Source organism: Streptomyces sp. NPDC012637, from assembly GCF_042954805.1.
Lineage (GTDB): Bacteria > Actinomycetota > Actinomycetes > Streptomycetales > Streptomycetaceae > Streptomyces.
Genome location: NZ_JBIBDS010000003.1, coordinates 49901 through 66730, shown reverse-complemented (window position 1 = coordinate 66730; position 16830 = coordinate 49901). Strand labels below are relative to the sequence as shown.

The window sequence follows — 16830 nt, the reverse complement described above, 5'->3', positions numbered from 1 at the left end:
GCCCCCGCGTGTCGCTGCCGTGATGCGGGGCACCCCGGATGCACCGTAGAGCGTGAAAAAGCCCGCCCCCGCAGGAACCTTCCTGCGGTTGCGGGCGGTGGTGGGGCGGGTGGGACTCGAACCCACGGCCGACGGATTATGAGTCCGCTGCTCTAACCGGCTGAGCTACCGCCCCGAACACCACGGCGCGTACAAGTGTGCGCGCCGTCTGCCGCAGCATAGCCGCTCATACGATCTCCTGCTCCGGATGGTCGGCCATGCTCGGTCTAGAGGACACCAGGGGCGGACAGGTGGTTCCCCGGGGAACGAAAAAGGACCCCGAAGGGTCCTCTTCCTTGTGGCTCCCCCGGCTGGACTCGAACCAGCAACCCTCCGGTTAACAGCCGAATGCTCTGCCAATTGAGCTACAGGGGATCGCGCTCCCCCGACTGGACTCGAACCAGTAACCTGCCGGTTAACAGCCGGCTGCTCTGCCAATTGAGCTACAGGGGATTGCTGCGTTGCGACGAACGGTCCTACCTCCGGCCTTGCCGGGGGGCGGGCGCTCGCTGCGAGACATAGATTAGCGCAAGCAGGGGGGTGCTCCGCCAATCGGTATCCCCAGGGCCTCCAGGGAAGGATCGCAGCGTGCGGTACAAGCTGGTGTTCATCGCCGGACTGGGCCTCGGTTTCGTGATCGGGACGAGGGCCGGGCGCGAGGCGTACGAGCGGATGAAGAAGTCGGCCAAGCAGGTCGCCGAGAACCCGGCGGTGCGCAACGCGGCCGAGTCCGCCGCGCAGACCGGTCGGCAGGCGGCCGGGAAGGCGTTCCACGCCGCCGGTGAGCAGGCGCAGAGGATCCGGGCGCGGGTGAGTCACAACGGCCAGGCCGCGCAGTACGAGGACGACGACTGGGGCACCAGCAACACCTGACGTACGGCAGAATCATGTGCCATGGGGATAGTCGCCGGTCTGGACAGTTCTTCCGACTCCACGCGCATCGTCGTCTGTGACAGCGAGACGGGTGCCGTGCTGCGCCAGGGGCATGCCCCGCATCCCCTGGAGCCCAAGGCCGCCGACGTCGACCCGCAGGCCTGGCTGCTCTCCCTCGGCGACGCCGCGACCGGTGGGCTGCTCGAAGGCGTGCAGGCGATCGGTGTCTCCGCGCAGGGGCACGGGCTCGTGCCCCTCGACGCGCAGGGCGGCCTCGTGCGGCCCGCGATGGTCGGGAACGACAAGCGGGCGCAGGTCGCCGCCGCCGATCTGGTCGAAGGGCTGGGCGGGCGGCAGGCGTGGGCCGAGGCCGTCGGGACCGTGCCGGCCGCCGGGCTTCCCGTCGCCAAGCTGCGCTGGCTCGCCCGGACCGAGCCCGAGCACGCCCAGCGCGTCGCGACGGTCCTCCAGCCGCACGACTGGCTGGTCTGGCAGCTCCTCGGCCGTCCCGCGCGCCGCACCACCGACCGCGGCGCCGCCTCCGGCACCGGCTACTGGTCCGCGCGGAACGGGGCCTACCGGCCCGATCTCGTCGAACTCGCCCTGGGACACCAGGCCGCGCTGCCCGAGGTGCTCGGTCCGGCCGAGGCCGCCGGGACCACTCCGGAGGGGCTGCTGATCTCCGCCGGGACCGGAGAGACGATGGCCGCCGCCCTCGGCCTCGGGCTCGGCCTCGGTGACGCCGTCGTCTCCCTCGGTGCGTCGGGGTCCGTCATGGCCGTCCACCACGAGGCCCTGGCCGACCCGAACGGCATGATCACCTCGTTCGCCGACGCCGCCGGCATGCACCTTCCCGTCGTCCACACGTCGAACGCGGTACGGGCGCTGCGCGGCACGGCCGAGATGCTGGGCGTGGAGTCGCTGGACGAGCTGTCCGCGCTCGCGCTCGAGTCGACGCCCGGGGCCTCCGGCCTCGTCCTGCTGCCGTACCTGGAGGGCGAGCGGACCCCGCACCTCCCGCACACCGCCGGCACCCTCGCCGGACTGCGCCGCGAGTCGATGAAGCCCGCGCACCTGGCCCGGGCCTCCTTCGAGGGCATGCTGTGCTCGCTCGCCGACGCGATGGACGTGCTGCGCGGGCGGGGTGTCGAGGTGCGTCGGGTGTTCCTGCTCGGCGCGGCCGCCGGGCTGCCCGCCGTGCAGGCCATGGCGCCCGCGCTGTTCGGCGCCCAGGTCGTCGTGCCCCAGCCGGCCGACTACGCGGCGCTCGGTGCCGCCCGGCAGGCCGCGTGGGCCCTCGGGGTCTCGCAGGGCACGCTGTCCCCGGCCACCCCGCCGGCCTGGCAGGGGGCCGCGGCCCAGGTCTTCGAGGCGGGCGAGGAGCTCGCCGTGGGGCAGGCCGTACGGCAGCAGTACACGGCGACGAGGGAGCAGATCCACCCGGGTGCGTTCGGCGCCTGATTCCGAGCCGGGGCCGTTTCGTAAAGACTTCGCCAGGGCTCGCCGCCCGGCGGCAAAACGAGTCGTAACGTCTCGGGAGCGCGGGCGATAGTAGGACCCGTGCTCATAAGACTTCTCCGAACCTTCCTCCGGCCGTACAGCAAACCCATCGCCCTGCTGGTGCTGCTGCAGCTGCTGCAGACCAGCGCCACCCTCTACCTGCCGACGCTCAACGCCGACATCATCGACAACGGTGTCGTGAACGGGGACGCCGGCTACATCCTGCGGTTCGGCGCGCTGATGATCGGCGTGTCCCTGGTCCAGGTGGTCTGCAACATCGGGGCCGTGTACTACGGCGCGCGGACCGCGGCCGCGCTCGGGCGGGACGTGCGGGCCGCCGTCTTCGACCGGGTGCAGTCCTTCTCCGCCCGGGAGGTCGGGCACTTCGGCGCGCCGTCGCTGATCACCCGGACGACCAACGACGTGCAGCAGGTCCAGATGCTGGCCCTGATGGCGTTCACCCTGATGGTCTCCGCGCCGATCATGTGCGTCGGCGGCATCGTGATGGCGCTGGGCCAGGACGTGCCGCTGTCGGCGGTGCTGATCGCGGTGGTGCCGGTGCTCGGCATCGCGGTCTCGCTGATCGTCCGGAGGATGCGGCCGCTGTTCCGGACCATGCAGGAGCGGCTCGACACGGTGAACCGGGTGCTGCGCGAGCAGATCACCGGCAACCGGGTGATCCGTGCCTTCGTGCGCGACGGCTACGAGCGCGAGCGGTTCAAGGGGTCGAACACCGAGCTGACCGACGTGTCGATGTCCACCGGGCGGCTGATGGCGCTGATGTTCCCGACCGTGATGACGGTCGTGAACGTGTCGTCGATCGCCGTCGTGTGGTTCGGCGCGCACCGCATCGACAGCGGCGCCATGGAGATCGGCGCGCTCACGGCCTTCCTCGCGTATCTGATGCAGATCGTGATGGCCGTGATGATGGCCACCTTCATGTTCATGATGGTGCCGCGGGCCGAGGTGTGTGCCGAGCGCATCGAGGAGGTCCTGGCGACCGACTCCAGCGTGGTGCCGCCGGCCGAGCCGGTGCGCGCCCTGGACCGGCGCGGGCATCTGGAGGTCAGGAGCGCGGACTTCCGGTACCCGGGCGCGGAGGAGTCGGTGCTGCGGGAGGTCGAGCTGGTCGCCCGGCCGGGCGAGACCACCGCGATCATCGGTTCGACGGGCTCCGGCAAGTCGACGCTGCTCGGTCTGGTGCCGCGGCTGTTCGACGTGACCGGCGGAGAGGTCCTGGTCGACGGCGTGGACGTGCGGAAGCTCGACACGGAGCTGATGGCGCGGACGGTCGGGCTGGTCCCGCAGAAGCCGTACCTGTTCTCCGGGACGGTGGCGACGAACCTGCGGTACGGGAAGCCGGACGCGACCGACGAGGAGCTGTGGCACGCCCTGGAGGTGGCCCAGGCCAAGGACTTCGTGAGCAAGCTGGAGGGCGGGCTCGACGCGCCCATCGCCCAGGGCGGCACGAACGTGTCCGGCGGCCAGCGGCAGCGTCTCGCGATCGCCCGCACGCTGGTGCAGAAGCCGGAGATCTACCTCTTCGACGACTCCTTCTCCGCCCTCGACTACGAGACGGACGCCCTGCTGCGCGCCGCGCTCTCCGAGGAGACGGCCGACGCGACCGTGGTCATCGTCGCCCAGCGGGTGTCGACGATCAGGGACGCCGACCGGATCGTGGTCCTCGACGAGGGCAGGGTCGTCGGCACCGGCCGGCACCACGAGCTGATGGCGGAGAACGAGACGTACCGGGAGATCGTGCTCTCCCAGCTGACCGAGGCGGAGGCTGCCTGATGGCCGGTCCTGGCGGACGAATGATGGCCGGCGGCGGGCCGGACTCGAGGTCGATGGACTTCAAGGGCTCGGGCAAGCGGCTGCTGAAGCAGCTGGCGCCGGAGCGCGGCGCGCTGTGGGTGATGCTCGTCGCCGGCGTGCTGTCGGTGGCGGCCTCGGTGGTCGGGCCGAAGATCCTGGGCAAGGCGACCGACCTGGTCTTCGCGGGTGTGGTCGGCCGGCGGCTGCCCGCGGGCACCACCAAGGAGCAGGCCCTGGAGGGGCTGCGCGCCAAGGGCGACGGCGGGATGGCGGACATGCTGTCCGGGGTCGACTTCACCCCGGGCAAGGGCATCGACTTCTCGGCGGTCGGCGAGGTGCTCGGCCTGGCGCTCGGCGTGTACGTGCTCGCGGGCCTGCTGATGCTGGTCTCGACCCGTATGTCGATCAAGGTGATCAACCGGACGGTCTACCGGATGCGGGAGGACGTCCAGGCGAAGCTGGCGCGGCTGCCGCTGTCGTACTTCGACAAGGCCAAGCGCGGCGAGGTGCTGTCGCGGGCGACCAACGACATCGACAACATCTCGCAGACCCTCCAGCAGTCGATGGGCCAGCTGACCAACTCGCTGCTCACGATCGTCGGCGTGCTCGCGATGATGTTCTGGATCTCGCCGCTGCTCGCCCTGGTGGCGCTGGTCACGGTGCCGCTGTCGGTGGTCGTGGCGACGCGGATCGGCAAGCGCTCGCAGCCGCACTTCGTGCAGCAGTGGAAGTCCACGGGCAAGCTCAACGCGCACGTCGAGGAGATGTACACCGGTCACGCGCTGGTGAAGGTCTTCGGGCGGCAGCGGGAGTCCGCCGAGGACTTCCACGAGCAGAACGAGGCGCTGTACGAGGCCGGGTTCAAGGCCCAGTTCAACAGCGGCGTCATGCAGCCGGTGATGCTGTTCGTGTCGAACCTGAACTACGTGCTCGTGGCCGTGGTCGGCGGTCTGCGGGTGGCGAGCGGCAGCCTGTCCATCGGTGACGTGCAGGCCTTCATCCAGTACTCGCGGCAGTTCTCGATGCCGCTGACGCAGGTCGCGTCGATGGCGAACCTGGTGCAGTCGGGCGTCGCCTCCGCCGAGCGGATCTTCGAGCTGCTCGACGCGGAGGAGCAGGAGCCGGACGCGCCGGTGAGCGAGCGGCCGACCGAGCTGAAGGGCCGGGTGGCCCTGGAGCACGTCTCCTTCCGTTACGAGGAGGACAAGCCGCTGATCGAGGACCTGTCGCTCGCGGTGGAGCCGGGCCACACGGTCGCGATCGTCGGCCCGACCGGCGCCGGCAAGACCACGCTCGTCAACCTCCTCATGCGGTTCTACGAGGTCACCGACGGCCGCATCACCCTCGACGGCGTCGACATCGCCAGGATGACCCGGGAGGACCTGCGCACCGGCATCGGCATGGTCCTCCAGGACACCTGGCTCTTCGGCGGCACCATCGCCGAGAACATCGCCTACGGCGCCACCCGCGAAGTCACCCGCGAGGAGATCGAGGAAGCGGCGAAGGCCGCCCACGCCGACCGCTTCATCCGCACCCTCCCCGACGGCTACGACACCGTCATCGACGACGACGGCGCGGGTGTCAGTGCGGGCGAGAAACAGCTGATCACCATCGCGCGGGCGTTCCTGTCCGACCCGGTGATCCTGGTCCTCGACGAGGCGACCAGCTCGGTCGACACCCGCACCGAGGTCCTCATCCAGAAGGCCATGGCCCGCCTCGCCCACGGCCGCACGTCCTTCGTGATCGCCCACCGCCTCTCCACCATCCGGGACGCCGACGTGATCCTCGTGATGGAGAACGGCTCCATCGTCGAACAGGGCACCCACGGGGAACTCCTGGCCTCGGGCGGCGCCTACGCGCGGCTGTACGCGGCGCAGTTCGCGCAGGCGGTCGCCGAAGTGGACTGACGCCTCAGTCCAGATAGCCGCGCAGCTGGTCCGCGTAGGCGTGGTCCCGCAGCTTGTTGAGGGTCTTGGACTCGATCTGGCGGATGCGTTCGCGTGTCACGCCGAAGAGCTGTCCGATCTCCTCCAGGGTGCGGGGCCTGCCGTCGTCGAGGCCGTAGCGCAGCTGGACGACCTTGCGTTCGCGCTCGCCGAGGGTGGAGAGCACGGCCTCCAGGTGCTGGCGCAGCAGCAGGAAGGCGGCGGACTCGACGGGGGACGTGGCGTCGCCGTCCTCGATGAGGTCGCCGAGGGCGACGTCCTCCTCCTCGCCGACGGGGGCGTGCAGGGAGACGGGTTCCTGGGCGAGGCGGAGGACCTCGCCTACCCGCTCGGGGGCCAGGTCCAGCTGGGCGGCGACCTCGTCGGCGGTGGGCTCGTAGCCGCGTTCCTGGAGCATCCGGCGCTGGACGCGGACGACGCGGTTGATGAGTTCGACGACGTGCACGGGCACGCGGATGGTCCGGGCCTGGTCGGCGAGGGCCCGGGACATCGCCTGGCGGATCCACCAGGTCGCGTACGTGGAGAACTTGTAGCCGCGCGCGTAGTCGAACTTCTCCACGGCCCTGATGAGGCCGAGGTTGCCCTCCTGGACCAGGTCGAGCATGGTCAGGCCGCGGCCCACGTAGCGCTTGGCGACGGAGACGACGAGCCGCAGGTTGGCCTCGATGAGCCGGCGCTTGGCGATCCGGCCGAGGACCACGAGCCGGTCCAGGTCGAGCGCCAGCCGGGAGTCCAGATCGGGGGTGTTGGCGAGTTTCTCCTCGGCGAAGAGCCCGGCCTCGACCCGGCGGGCGAGCTCGACCTCCTCCTCCGCGGTGAGCAGCGGCACGCGGCCTATCTCGCGCAGGTACTGCCGGAAGAGGTCGGAGGAGGGCCCGTTCCCGCCGAGGTCGACGCGGCGGCGCTGGGCCGGGACCGCCGGCTCCGCTTCGGGTTCGGCTTCCGTTTCCTGCTCCACGGCCACCAGCTCCACCGGAGAGGGCTCGGACACGGCGAGGGTCTGGGTCTGGGTCTGCACGGGGGGCGACCTCCAGGGCGGGTGATCGCTGCCGGTTCGGGGGCGTAGGGCAGCGGGACGGCACCGTGACCCAGTGTGGGGTACGACACATCGCCGCCACGAGGGGCGTGCGGTGACTTTTTGAGTTCGGCAGGTGACCGAACGTCAGAGTGCCGCGGCGCCGTGGGTGCGCAGTGACTGCCCGTACTGGGTGAGCACCCACAGCTCGTTCTGGACGGCGGCGACCTGGGCGGGGTCGCCGTGGGCGCCGAGCCGGGCGAGGGTGCCCTGGACGTCGCGGATGCGGCGGTCGACGGCGCGCAGGCGGACCTGGACGAGCTGGGCGCCGGCGTAGACCTCGTCGATGGTCTTGGCGAAGATCGCCTCGACGGCGAGTTCGGTGACGAGGGCGCGGACGGTGTCGTCGGGCGCGGCCTCGCGGACCGCGTCCAGGTAGTCGGGCGGGGCGTCGGTGGCGCCTCCGGCGTCCTGGACGCACTGGCGGACGGCCGCGTAGGGCGGGGCGGTGAACTCGTCGACGCCGTACGCGTCGAAGGCCGGGGAGACGAGTTCGGGGCGCTGGAGGGCGAGCTTGAGCAGCTCGCGCTCGGTGCGGTGGGCGGGGCTGCGCAGGTTGAGCGCCGGTCCGGCCTGGGCGGCGGGCGCCTGGACCTCTCCGTACCCGCGCTGCGGCCGGCCGCCGTCCCGCGACGGTCCCCGGCCCTGCCCCGGGCCCTGGTCCTTGCCGCCGCGGTCGCGCTGCCAGCGGGCGATCTGGGCGACCCGGCGGACCACGAACTGGGTGTCGAGGATGCCGAGCATGCCGGCGAGCTGGACGGCGACCTCGTGCTGCGAGGCGACGTTCTTGATCCGGGCGACGATCGGCGCGGCCTCGTCGAGCGCGGCGGCCCGGCCGGAGGGGATCTCCAGGTCGTAGCGGCTCACGATCTGGCGCAGCGCGAACTCGAAGAGGGGCGTGCGCGGCTGGACGAGGTCGGCGACGGCCTCGTCGCCCTTGGCGAGGCGCAGCTCGCAGGGGTCCATGCCGTCGGGCGCGATGGCGATGTAGGTCTCGGCGGCGAACTTCTGGTCGTCCTCGAAGGCGCGCAGCGCGGCCTTCTGGCCGGCGGCGTCGCCGTCGAAGGTGAAGATCACGCGGGCCGAGCCGTTGTCCATGAGGAGCCGGCGCAGGATCTTGATGTGCTCGCCGCCGAAGGCGGTGCCGCAGGTGGCGATGGCGGTGGTGACGCCGGCCAGGTGGCAGGCCATGACGTCGGTGTAGCCCTCGACGACGACGGCGCGGCTGACCTTGGCGATGTCCTTCTTGGCCAGGTCGATGCCGTAGAGCACCTGGGACTTCTTGTAGATCGGGGTCTCGGGCGTGTTGAGGTACTTGGGCCCGTTGTCGTCGTCGCGGAGCTTGCGGGCGCCGAAGCCGACGACGTCGCCGCCGACGTCCTTGATCGGCCACATCAGCCGGCCGCGGAAGCGGTCGATGGGGCCGCGGCGGCCGTCCTGGGAGAGGCCGGAGAGGATCAGCTCGCGGTCGGTGAAGCCCTTGCCGCGCAGGAAGCGGGTGAGGTGGTCCCAGCCGGCCGGGGAGTAGCCGACGCCGAAGTGCTCGGCGGCGGCCTGGTCGAAGCCGCGCTCGGCGAGGAACTTGCGGCCGATCTCGGCCTCGGCGGAGCCGAGTTGGTCGGCGTAGTACTGGGCGGCGATCTGGTGGGCCTCGACCAGGCGGGTGCGTTCGCCGCGCTGGTGGCCGGGGTTGTAGCCGCCCTCCTCGTACCGCAGGGTGATGCCCGCCTTGGCGGCGAGGCGCTCGACCGTCTCGGAGAAGGAGAGGTGGTCGATCTTCATCACGAAGGCGATGGTGTCGCCGCCCTCCTGGCAGCCGAAGCAGTGGAAGAGTCCCTTGCTGGGGCTGACCTGGAAGGAGGGCGACTTCTCGTCGTGGAAGGGGCAGAGTCCCTTGAGGTTCCCGCCGCCGGCGTTGCGGAGCTGGAGGTACTCGGACACGACGGCGTCGATCGGGACCGCGTCCCGTACCGCCTTCACGTCGTCATCGTTGATCCTGCCTGCCACGCAGGAATTCTACGGGGCCGCGGACCGGGGGTGGCTCGCCGATCGCGCCGGGCGCCGCGGCCCCGGCACGATCGGCGGGCCACCTCCTAGGGGATGAGGCCCTCCAGCGGTACGGACGGGTCCGCCAGGGCCTCGGTGTCCACCCGCGCCCGGGAGCGGATGAGCTTCTGGATCGGGTCTGTGACGTCCCACACGTTCACGTTCATGCCGGCGATCACCCGGCCCTCCTTGAGCCAGAAGGCGATGAACTCGCGCTTCCCGGCGTCGCCGCGCACCACGACCTGGTCGTACGAGCCGGGCGGCGCCCAGCCCGAGTACTCCATGCCGAGGTCGTACTGGTCGGAGAAGAAGTACGGGACGCGGTCGTAGGACACGGACTCGCCGAGCATCGCGCGGGCGGCGGCGGGGCCGCCGTTGAGGGCGTTGGCCCAGTGCTCGACGCGGATGCGGCGCTGCAGGAACGGGTGGTGGTGGGCGGCGACGTCGCCCGCCGCGAAGATGTCGGGGTCGGAGGAGCAGAGCGACTCGTCGACGGCGACGCCGCCGCCGTCGGCGCGGTCGACGAGCGCGAGCCCCGCGTTCTCGGCGAGGGCGGTGCGCGGGGCGGCGCCGATGGCGATGAGGACGGCGTGGGCCGGGTGCTCCTCCCCGTCGTCGGTGCGGACCGCGAGGACCATGCCGTCCTGCCCGGTGATCTCGGTGAGCCGGGCGCCGAAGTGGAAGCGGACGCCGTGTTCGCTGTGCAGGTCGGCGAAGAGCTGGCCGAGTTCGGGGCCGAGGACCCGGTGCAGCGGCGTGGGGTCGGTCTCGATCACGGTGACCTCGGCGCCGTACGTACGGGCCGCGGCGGCGACCTCGAGGCCGATCCAGCCGGCGCCCGCGATCACCAGGTGGCCGTTGTCACGGCCGAGGGCCCGCAGCTCGTCGCGGAGCCGCTCGGAGTGGGCGAGCCGGCGCAGGTGGTGGACGCCGGCGAGGGTGGTGCCGGGCACGTCGAGGCGGCGCGGCTCGGCGCCGGTGGCGAGGAGCAGCTTGTCGTAGCGGATGACGGTGCCGTCGCCGAGGCGGACCGTGCGGGCGGCGCGGTCGATCGCGGTGACGGTCTGGCCGAGGTGCAGCTCGACGTCGTGCTGGGCGTACCAGGCGGGCTCGTGGACGGAGACGGAGTCCCGCGTCTCCTTGTCGAGGAGGTAGCCCTTGGACAGCGGCGGGCGTTCGTAGGGGTGGTCGCGTTCGTCGCCGATGAGGATCACCCGGCCGTTGAACCCCTCCGCACGCAGCGTCTCCGCCGCCTTGGCCCCGGCCAGGCCACCGCCGACGATGACAAAGGTCTGATCTGCGTCGACCACGTTGATTCCTCCTCGTTGCGACCGGTTCCCTACGCTACGCCCCCGGGCCCGGCCGGGGCCGTTCCGCCTCGGGACGCCTCCGGGACGTGCATGCGAGGGTCCCGCACCGGCCCGGATGACGAAAGAGGGCGAACGGCCCCGTGGTCCCGGCTGGGTCCTGTCGTCGGACTCCCGTCGCCGCCCGGAGGGCAGGCGGGAGTGTGACGACAGGGCCTAGCGACGAGGTGTGCGCAGACGGGCGTGGAGGGCGCGGGCGGAGGCGTCGGTGAGGGAGGCGATCTGGTCGACGATCACCCGCTTGCGGGAACGGTCGTCGGGCGCGCTGACGAACATCGCCCTGAACTGGGGTTCGAGCCCTTCGGGCGCCTGCGCGACGAGCGCCTCGGCCAGCTCGGCGACGACGATCCGCTGGTCGGCGCGCAGGGCCTCCTGCTCGGCGCGCTGCATGACGTAACGGTCGGCGACGGCCTTGAGGACGGCGCATTCGTTGCGCGTCTCGCGCGGGACGACCAGCTCGGCGCCGTAGCGGGTGAGGCGCCCGGAGCCGTAGGCCTGGCGGGTGGCGCCCTCGGCGGCCAGGCAGAAGCGGCCGATGAGCTGGCTGGTCGCGTCCTTCAGACGGGCCTGGGCGACGGCCGAGCCGTCGTAGCCGTGCGGCCACCAGTCCTGGGCGACGAGCCGGTCGAGGGCGTCGGCGAGCTCCTGCGGGTCGGTGTCCTCCGGTACGTAGCGGCCGAGGGCGACCGCCCAGATGTCGGCGCGCTCGGACTCGGCCAGCAGCACGTCGGGGTCGATGTGGCCGGCGTGCAGGCCGTCCTCGAAGTCGTGCACCGAGTACGCCACGTCGTCGGACCAGTCCATGACCTGGGCCTCGAAACACTTGCGGTGGGCGGGCGCGCCGGCCCTGATCCACTCGAAGACGGGCAGGTCGTCCTCGTACACGCCGAACTTGTTCGACCCGGGGTCGGTGGGGTGGCCGCCGCGGGTCCACGGGTACTTGGTGGCGGCGTCGAGGGCGGCGCGGGTGAGGTTGAGCCCGACGCTGAGCGGCTCGCCGGTGACGGGGTCGGCGATGAACCTCTTGGGCTCGATCCGGGTCAGCAGGCGCAGCGACTGGGCGTTGCCCTCGAAGCCGCCGCAGTCCTTGGCGACGTCGTTGAGCGCCTGCTCGCCGTTGTGCCCGAACGGCGGGTGCCCCATGTCGTGGGCGAGGCAGGCCGCTTCGACGAGGTCGGGATCGCAGCCGAGCGCGGCACCGAGCTCGCGACCGACCTGGGCGCACTCGAGGGAGTGGGTGAGCCGGGTGCGGGGACTGGCGTCCCACGCGTGGCCGCGGGTGCCGGGAGTGACGACCTGCGTCTTCCCGGCGAGCCTGCGCAGCGCGGCGGAGTGCAGGACGCGCGCCCGGTCGCGCTGGAAGGCGGTCCGCCCGGGCCGTTTGTCGGGCTCGGCGGCCCAGCGCGCGGTGGCGTCGGAGTCGTAGCCGGGGGTGCCGGTGGCGCTGCCGTCGTCGTTGCTGTCGCTGTCGGCGTTGTCCTTGGGATCCGTGATGCCTTCCATGCACCGAAGGTAACGGGCGGGACGGACAAGTGCGGCAAGGACGCGGCCCGGGCATGCCGCGGGCCCCGGATCACGGCCGGAACTCGTGGGAGTACAGGCCGCGTTCGCCGACCGCGACGAGACCCCGGCTGTCGGGCAGCCAGGCGCAGGAGCTCAGCGGCGTCTCGGCGCGGACACCGGCGACGGTACGGCCGGTGGCGGCGTCCCAGACGCGGAGCATGGCGCCGGCGGTGGCGATCCATTTGCCGTCCGGGGAGACGGAGAGGTCGTGGACGGCGCCGTCGGGGTCGGTGAAGGAGGAGAGCTCGGTGCCGGTGCGGGGGTCCCAGAAGCTCACCGTTCCGGTGGTGGCGACGGTGACGAGCCGGGTGCTGTCGGGGGTGGCGGCGAAGGCGGTGAGACGCCCGTCGTACCGGAAGTCGACCGGGCGGCCGGACGACCGCCCGCCCGGTACGAGCCGGAGCACCCGCACCAGCGACTCGACGTCCGCCGGACCCGGCCGCGGCCGGTGGCACAGCACGGCCAGCCAGCTCTCGTCGGGTGCGATCACGACGTCGTGCGCCGGGCCGCCGCCCGCGGGGCCGGACAGGACGGCGGTGCGCCGTTGCGTGGCGTCGTGCCACAGCTGGAGGGCGCCCTGGGAGTCGGCGACGGCGATCCAGGTGCCGTGGGCGGCGACGGCGAGGGCCTGCGCCGTGACGGCGTGGCCGAGCCTGAAGACGGCGTGCCCCACGCCCGACGGCCGGTCCGTGCTCCTGCCCTCCACCCGGTACAGGTGGCCGACGGCGTACCGGCTGCCGTACGGGGCGAAGGCGACCGGCCCCGTGTAGTCGTCCCCGATCCGTGAGGACAGGGGACTGCTCCAGGCGCCGCCGACCGGGTCGCAGAGCCGGGTCCGTCCGTCGCGGTGCACGACGGCCAGCCGGTCACCGCCGTCGACGACGGTGACCTTCCGCATGCCCTCGCCGTCGACGGACCCGAGCCGCTCGGGTCCGTCGGCGGCCCAGACCTTGACCGTGCCGTCCTCCCCCGCGCTGATCAGCCGGCCGCCGTCGGGCGTGACGGTCACGGCGTTCACCCGGCCGGTGTGAGCCCTGTAGCGGGCACGGCAGGCGAGCGTCCACCGGTCCCAGACCGCGACGGTCCCGTCCTCTCCCCCGCTCACCAGCCACGTGCCGTCCGGTGCCACGGCCACGGCGGTGGCGGGGCCGCTGTGTGCCTCGATCCGCCGCCGGTCGCCGTGCGGCGTCCCGTCCCAGATCTGCAGCGTGCCGTTCGCTTCGGCGGAGACCGTCCATCCGCCGCCGGGCGCGACGGCGAGGGCGTTCACGAGGGGGCCGATGGTGGCGATGCGCGCCTCGTCGCGGGCGAGGTCCGCGGAGAGCGGCACGACGCCGCCCCGGCTGCCGCCGACGGCGATCCATTCGCCGTTCGGGGCGAACATCACGCAACGGGGCTCGTCGCCCCGCCACGGGGACACCGAGGCGAGACGCTGCCTCGTGCCGGCGTGCCAGACCTCCAGGGTGCCGTCCGTGGCGACGGTCGCGACGCGGGCGGCCCCGTCGCCGAAGGCGCGGGAGACCGCCAGGGCCCGGACCGACGCGCCGCGTGCCCCGACCGGCCCGAGGGTGAGTCTCGGCCGGGTGCCCCGGTGCGTCGACCAGAGCTGGACGGTGCGGCCGGGCCCGCCCGTGGCGAGCCAGGTGCCGTCGTGGGACATCGCGAGCGCCCGGAAGCGGCCGGGGCCGCGGACGTCCACCGTCAGCCTGCCGCCGCTGTCCGGGTCGAGGCCCCGGGCCATGCCCTCCGCACCGACGGTGACGAGCGAGCCGTCGGCCGCGACCGCCACGGACCACACCGGGCCGGCGTGACCGTGGAAGGTGCGCAGCAGGGCCGGTTCGGGCAGGTCGGGCGGCGTGCGGCGGTCGAGGAGCCGGGGCCGGGCGGCGATCTCCGGGTCCGTCCGGCGGCTGATGATCCGGTCCCGCCACAGCGGCAGCGGCTCCAGGCGGCTGTGCAGGACGTTCGTCAGGAGTTCGGGCGGGTCGGTGGGAGCGAGGAGGTGGGCGGTGCGGGTGAGGTCGTCGGCCATGCGCGCCGCCGTGTCGGTGGGGACGGCGGCCAGGTCCGCCCAGGGCGCCATGGGACCGCGCTGGTGCAGTCGGGTCTCGATCCAGGTCGGATGGCTCGCGACGCGCTCGGCGTCCTCCGTCCGTCCGGCGGCGAGCAGGTGCTCGACGGCGTGGTCGAGGAGGTAGCCGCGGGAGTCCTCCGGCGGCTCCCAGGGGACGGGGCCCGCCGCGTCGGCGAGCGTGCCGTGCAGGGCGGTCGCGTCCGGCTCGCCCAACTCCTTGTACAGGTAGTCGCGGAGCACGTCGTGGAGGGTGAGCCGGCCGCCGTGGCCGGGCGTGAGCGAGACCAGGGACAGCCGGTCGAGTTCACCGCACAGGGAGCGCGTTCCCGCCTCGTCGAGGCCGTCGGTGGCCGCCCAGAGGCGGGCGATCAGCGGGACGGGGACGGACTCGTCCTCGGCGAAGACGGCGAGCTCCGCGAGGCGCCGGTCGCCGCCGGCCGGGAGCAGCGTCCGGGCCGCCTCCACCGTGGCCCGTACGGCCTGGGCGCGGCGGACCGGGTCGTCCAGGTCGAGCGCCGCCGGGTCGGAGTCGACCGAGGCCGGGCCGTGCGCGGCGAGACCGCGCAGGGTCTCCGCCGCGGCCTCGGCGGGATCGCTGCCGGTGGCGATCCGGCGGACGATCAGTCGGTTGGTGAGGCGCAGCAGGAGCGCCCAGCGGCCGGTGGCCTCCAGCAGGTCCCGTACGACGGTCTCGGGGAGTTCGGGCAGTTCCCAGGTGAGGACGGCACGGGCCTGGTCGGGTGACATCTCGTCGACGCGGACCCGTTCCGTGCCGTTCGGCAGGGCGCCGGGGACACGCGTGGTGACGAGCCGGACGCATCGGGCCCCGCCGCGCAGGAAGGGTTCGAGCTGTTCGGCCTCCCACACGTCGTCGAGGAGCAGCAGGGTACGGGGCCGCTGGTCGAGGAGACGGCCGAGGTGTTCGCCCGCGAGCCCGGGGTCGTCGAAGGCGGTGGTGTCGCCGGTGATGAAACGGGTGGCCTCGGCGACCTTCGCGGCGATGGCGGCCCGGCCGCGGACGTCGCGGCCGATCGTGACGGTGTAGATGCGGCCGCGGAAGCGCCTGCGGACGCGGGGACTCGCCGCCACGGCCCGGGCGAGGACGGTCTTGCCGAAGCCGCCCGCGCCCTCCAGGGAGGTGGTGATGGCGACCGTGCGGCCCCGGCACACCGCCTTGACCGTGCGGGCCCGTTCGGCGCGGTCGACCACCCAGTCGGGGACGGCCGGCGGGGACGGCAGGGGCGGGTCGCCCGCCACCGCGGCGCCCCCCTCCTGCCGCCAGGCCGTGACGACGGCCCCGAGGACGGCGACGGCGGCGAGGCCGGCCACCCACCACCACGGCTGCTGCCGGATCCGGTCCAGCACGCCGGGCCAACGGTCCTCGGACGTGGCGGCGTTGGCCGCCAGCGAGGCCAACACGGCCACGACCGCGGCGGTTCCGGCCAGCGACACGCCCTTGACGACACCCCGCACTGGTCACCCCCTTGTCCCGATCGCCCGACGATAGTCAGGTGCCGGGGCAGGGGTGACGTGATTCGGCCGTACGTGGCCGGAGTCACCGGGCGGCGAGGAGCTCCCGGTGCGGCGCTCGGGCCAGCGCCTGGTCGTAGCGGTGCAACACCAGGCGGGCCAGGGCCGGGTGGGCTCCGAGCGGCGCGGCGGCGAGCCAGGGCGCTGCGGTGGCGGCGCGGGTGGCGAAGAGGCCGGGGGCGGTGAAGCAGGAGGCGACGGCGACGCGGTGGCGGCCGCGCGCGGCGAGGGCGCGGACGGCGTCGGGGACGGTGGGCGCGGCGGCGGAGGCGTAGGCGGGGACGACCGGCACTCCCCCGAGGCGGTCGCCGAGCCGGTCGGCGATCCGGCGGATGTCGGCGGCGGACTCGGGGTCGCGGGAGCCGGCGGCGGCGAGGACCACGCCGGTGGCGGGCGAGGCGCCGTCCTCGGGCGTCCAGCCCGCTTCGGCGAGCCGGTCGGCGAGGGCCTCGACGAGGTGCGGGTGCGGGCCGAGGGGCTCGGCGATCCGGCCCCGTACGGCGGGCGCCGCGGCGAGCGCGGCGGGCAGGTCGTGCTTGACGTGGTAGCCGCGGGCGAAGAGGAGCGGGACGAGCACGGCGTCCCGGCCGGCGAGTTCGGCGAGGGTGTCGGTGAGCAGCGGCGCGTTCAGTTCGATGTGCGCGAGCCGTACGTCGAGCCCGGGCCGCAGCTCGCGCACCCGGTCGAGGAGCAGCCGGAGCGTGGTGGCGGCGCGGGGATCGCGGCTGCCGTGCCCGACGGCTATGAGGGTGGGTGCGGCGGGCCGGACGGCGAAGGGCCGCACCCGCCCGAGCCGGTCGCCGACCCGGCTGCCGATGCGCCCGAGCAGGTCGGCGGCGCTGCTGTCGCAGTGAGGTTCCGGCTCGTACGTCGTCATGCGCCGATCCTGCCGGTGCCAGGTTGCCTGGCCGTTTCGCACGGGTCACGGGTGTTTGCCGCGGCCTCACGGCGGCGCGGGCGGGGCCGTCAGGCCCCGCCCACTGCCGCACGCCCGACGCGTCT

At 73.1% G+C, this 16830-nt stretch carries 10 protein-coding genes and 3 tRNA genes; 4 read left to right on the top strand and 9 right to left on the bottom strand.

The genetic code is table 11. The features are described 5' to 3' along the window. Positions 1–98: 98 nt before the first annotated feature. The 3 genes from ACFY8W_RS13320 to ACFY8W_RS13310 all read right to left on the bottom strand — a co-directional run bounded on the left by ACFY8W_RS13320 (position 99) and on the right by ACFY8W_RS13310 (position 492). Positions 99–175, bottom strand: a tRNA-Ile gene (locus ACFY8W_RS13320). Positions 176–338: 163 nt separating this feature from the next. Further along, positions 339–414 (bottom strand) — tRNA-Asn (locus ACFY8W_RS13315). A gap of 5 nt (positions 415–419) precedes the next feature. After that, a tRNA-Asn gene (locus ACFY8W_RS13310) sits at positions 420–492 on the bottom strand. Positions 493–627: 135 nt separating this feature from the next. On the opposite strand from ACFY8W_RS13310, the gene ACFY8W_RS13305 reads away from it, so the two are divergent. The 4 genes from ACFY8W_RS13305 (at position 628) to ACFY8W_RS13290 (ending at position 6134) form a co-directional block, all read left to right on the top strand. Beyond that, positions 628–912: a YtxH domain-containing protein gene (locus ACFY8W_RS13305; RefSeq protein ID WP_391104052.1), complete on the top strand. Its 285-nt coding sequence runs from the start codon at positions 628–630 to the stop codon at positions 910–912. Between the two features lie 21 nt (positions 913–933). Further along, on the top strand, positions 934–2373 hold the full coding sequence (locus ACFY8W_RS13300; protein WP_391104049.1) for an FGGY family carbohydrate kinase: 1440 nt from the start codon (positions 934–936) through the stop codon (positions 2371–2373). A gap of 99 nt (positions 2374–2472) precedes the next feature. Continuing rightward, positions 2473–4206, top strand: a complete 1734-nt coding sequence (locus ACFY8W_RS13295; RefSeq protein WP_391104046.1) for an ABC transporter transmembrane domain-containing protein — start codon at positions 2473–2475, stop codon at positions 4204–4206. After that, positions 4206–6134, top strand: a complete 1929-nt coding sequence (locus ACFY8W_RS13290) for an ABC transporter transmembrane domain-containing protein (RefSeq protein ID WP_391104043.1) — start codon at positions 4206–4208, stop codon at positions 6132–6134. Before ACFY8W_RS13295 ends, ACFY8W_RS13290 begins: the two co-directional genes overlap by 1 nt. Before the next feature lie 4 nt (positions 6135–6138). Here the strand turns inward: ACFY8W_RS13290 and ACFY8W_RS13285 are convergent, their stop codons facing one another. The 6 genes from ACFY8W_RS13285 to ACFY8W_RS13260 form a co-directional block, all read right to left on the bottom strand. Continuing rightward, positions 6139–7164 carry a sigma-70 family RNA polymerase sigma factor gene (locus tag ACFY8W_RS13285; protein WP_391105506.1) on the bottom strand — a complete coding sequence of 342 codons (1026 nt, stop codon included), beginning with the start codon at positions 7162–7164 and terminating at the stop codon, positions 6139–6141. A 171-nt stretch (positions 7165–7335) separates the two neighbouring features. Next, entirely contained in the window at positions 7336–9255 is a 1920-nt protein-coding gene (gene dnaG, locus ACFY8W_RS13280; RefSeq protein ID WP_391104040.1) for a DNA primase, read from the bottom strand. Positions 9256–9341: 86 nt separating this feature from the next. Next, the gene (locus tag ACFY8W_RS13275; RefSeq protein WP_391104037.1) at positions 9342–10604 is read right to left on the bottom strand and encodes an FAD-dependent oxidoreductase; all 1263 of its coding nucleotides are present in this window, start codon (positions 10602–10604) and stop codon (positions 9342–9344) included. Between the two features lie 213 nt (positions 10605–10817). After that, positions 10818–12164, bottom strand: a complete 1347-nt coding sequence (locus ACFY8W_RS13270; protein ID WP_391104034.1) for a deoxyguanosinetriphosphate triphosphohydrolase — start codon at positions 12162–12164, stop codon at positions 10818–10820. Positions 12165–12234: 70 nt separating this feature from the next. Next, complete coding sequence (locus tag ACFY8W_RS13265; RefSeq protein ID WP_391104031.1) at positions 12235–15771, bottom strand: NB-ARC domain-containing protein; 3537 nt, start codon at positions 15769–15771, stop codon at positions 12235–12237. A gap of 82 nt (positions 15772–15853) precedes the next feature. Further along, positions 15854–16705, bottom strand: a complete 852-nt coding sequence (locus ACFY8W_RS13260; RefSeq protein ID WP_391104028.1) for a CbiX/SirB N-terminal domain-containing protein — start codon at positions 16703–16705, stop codon at positions 15854–15856. Positions 16706–16830: the final 125 nt, after the last annotated feature.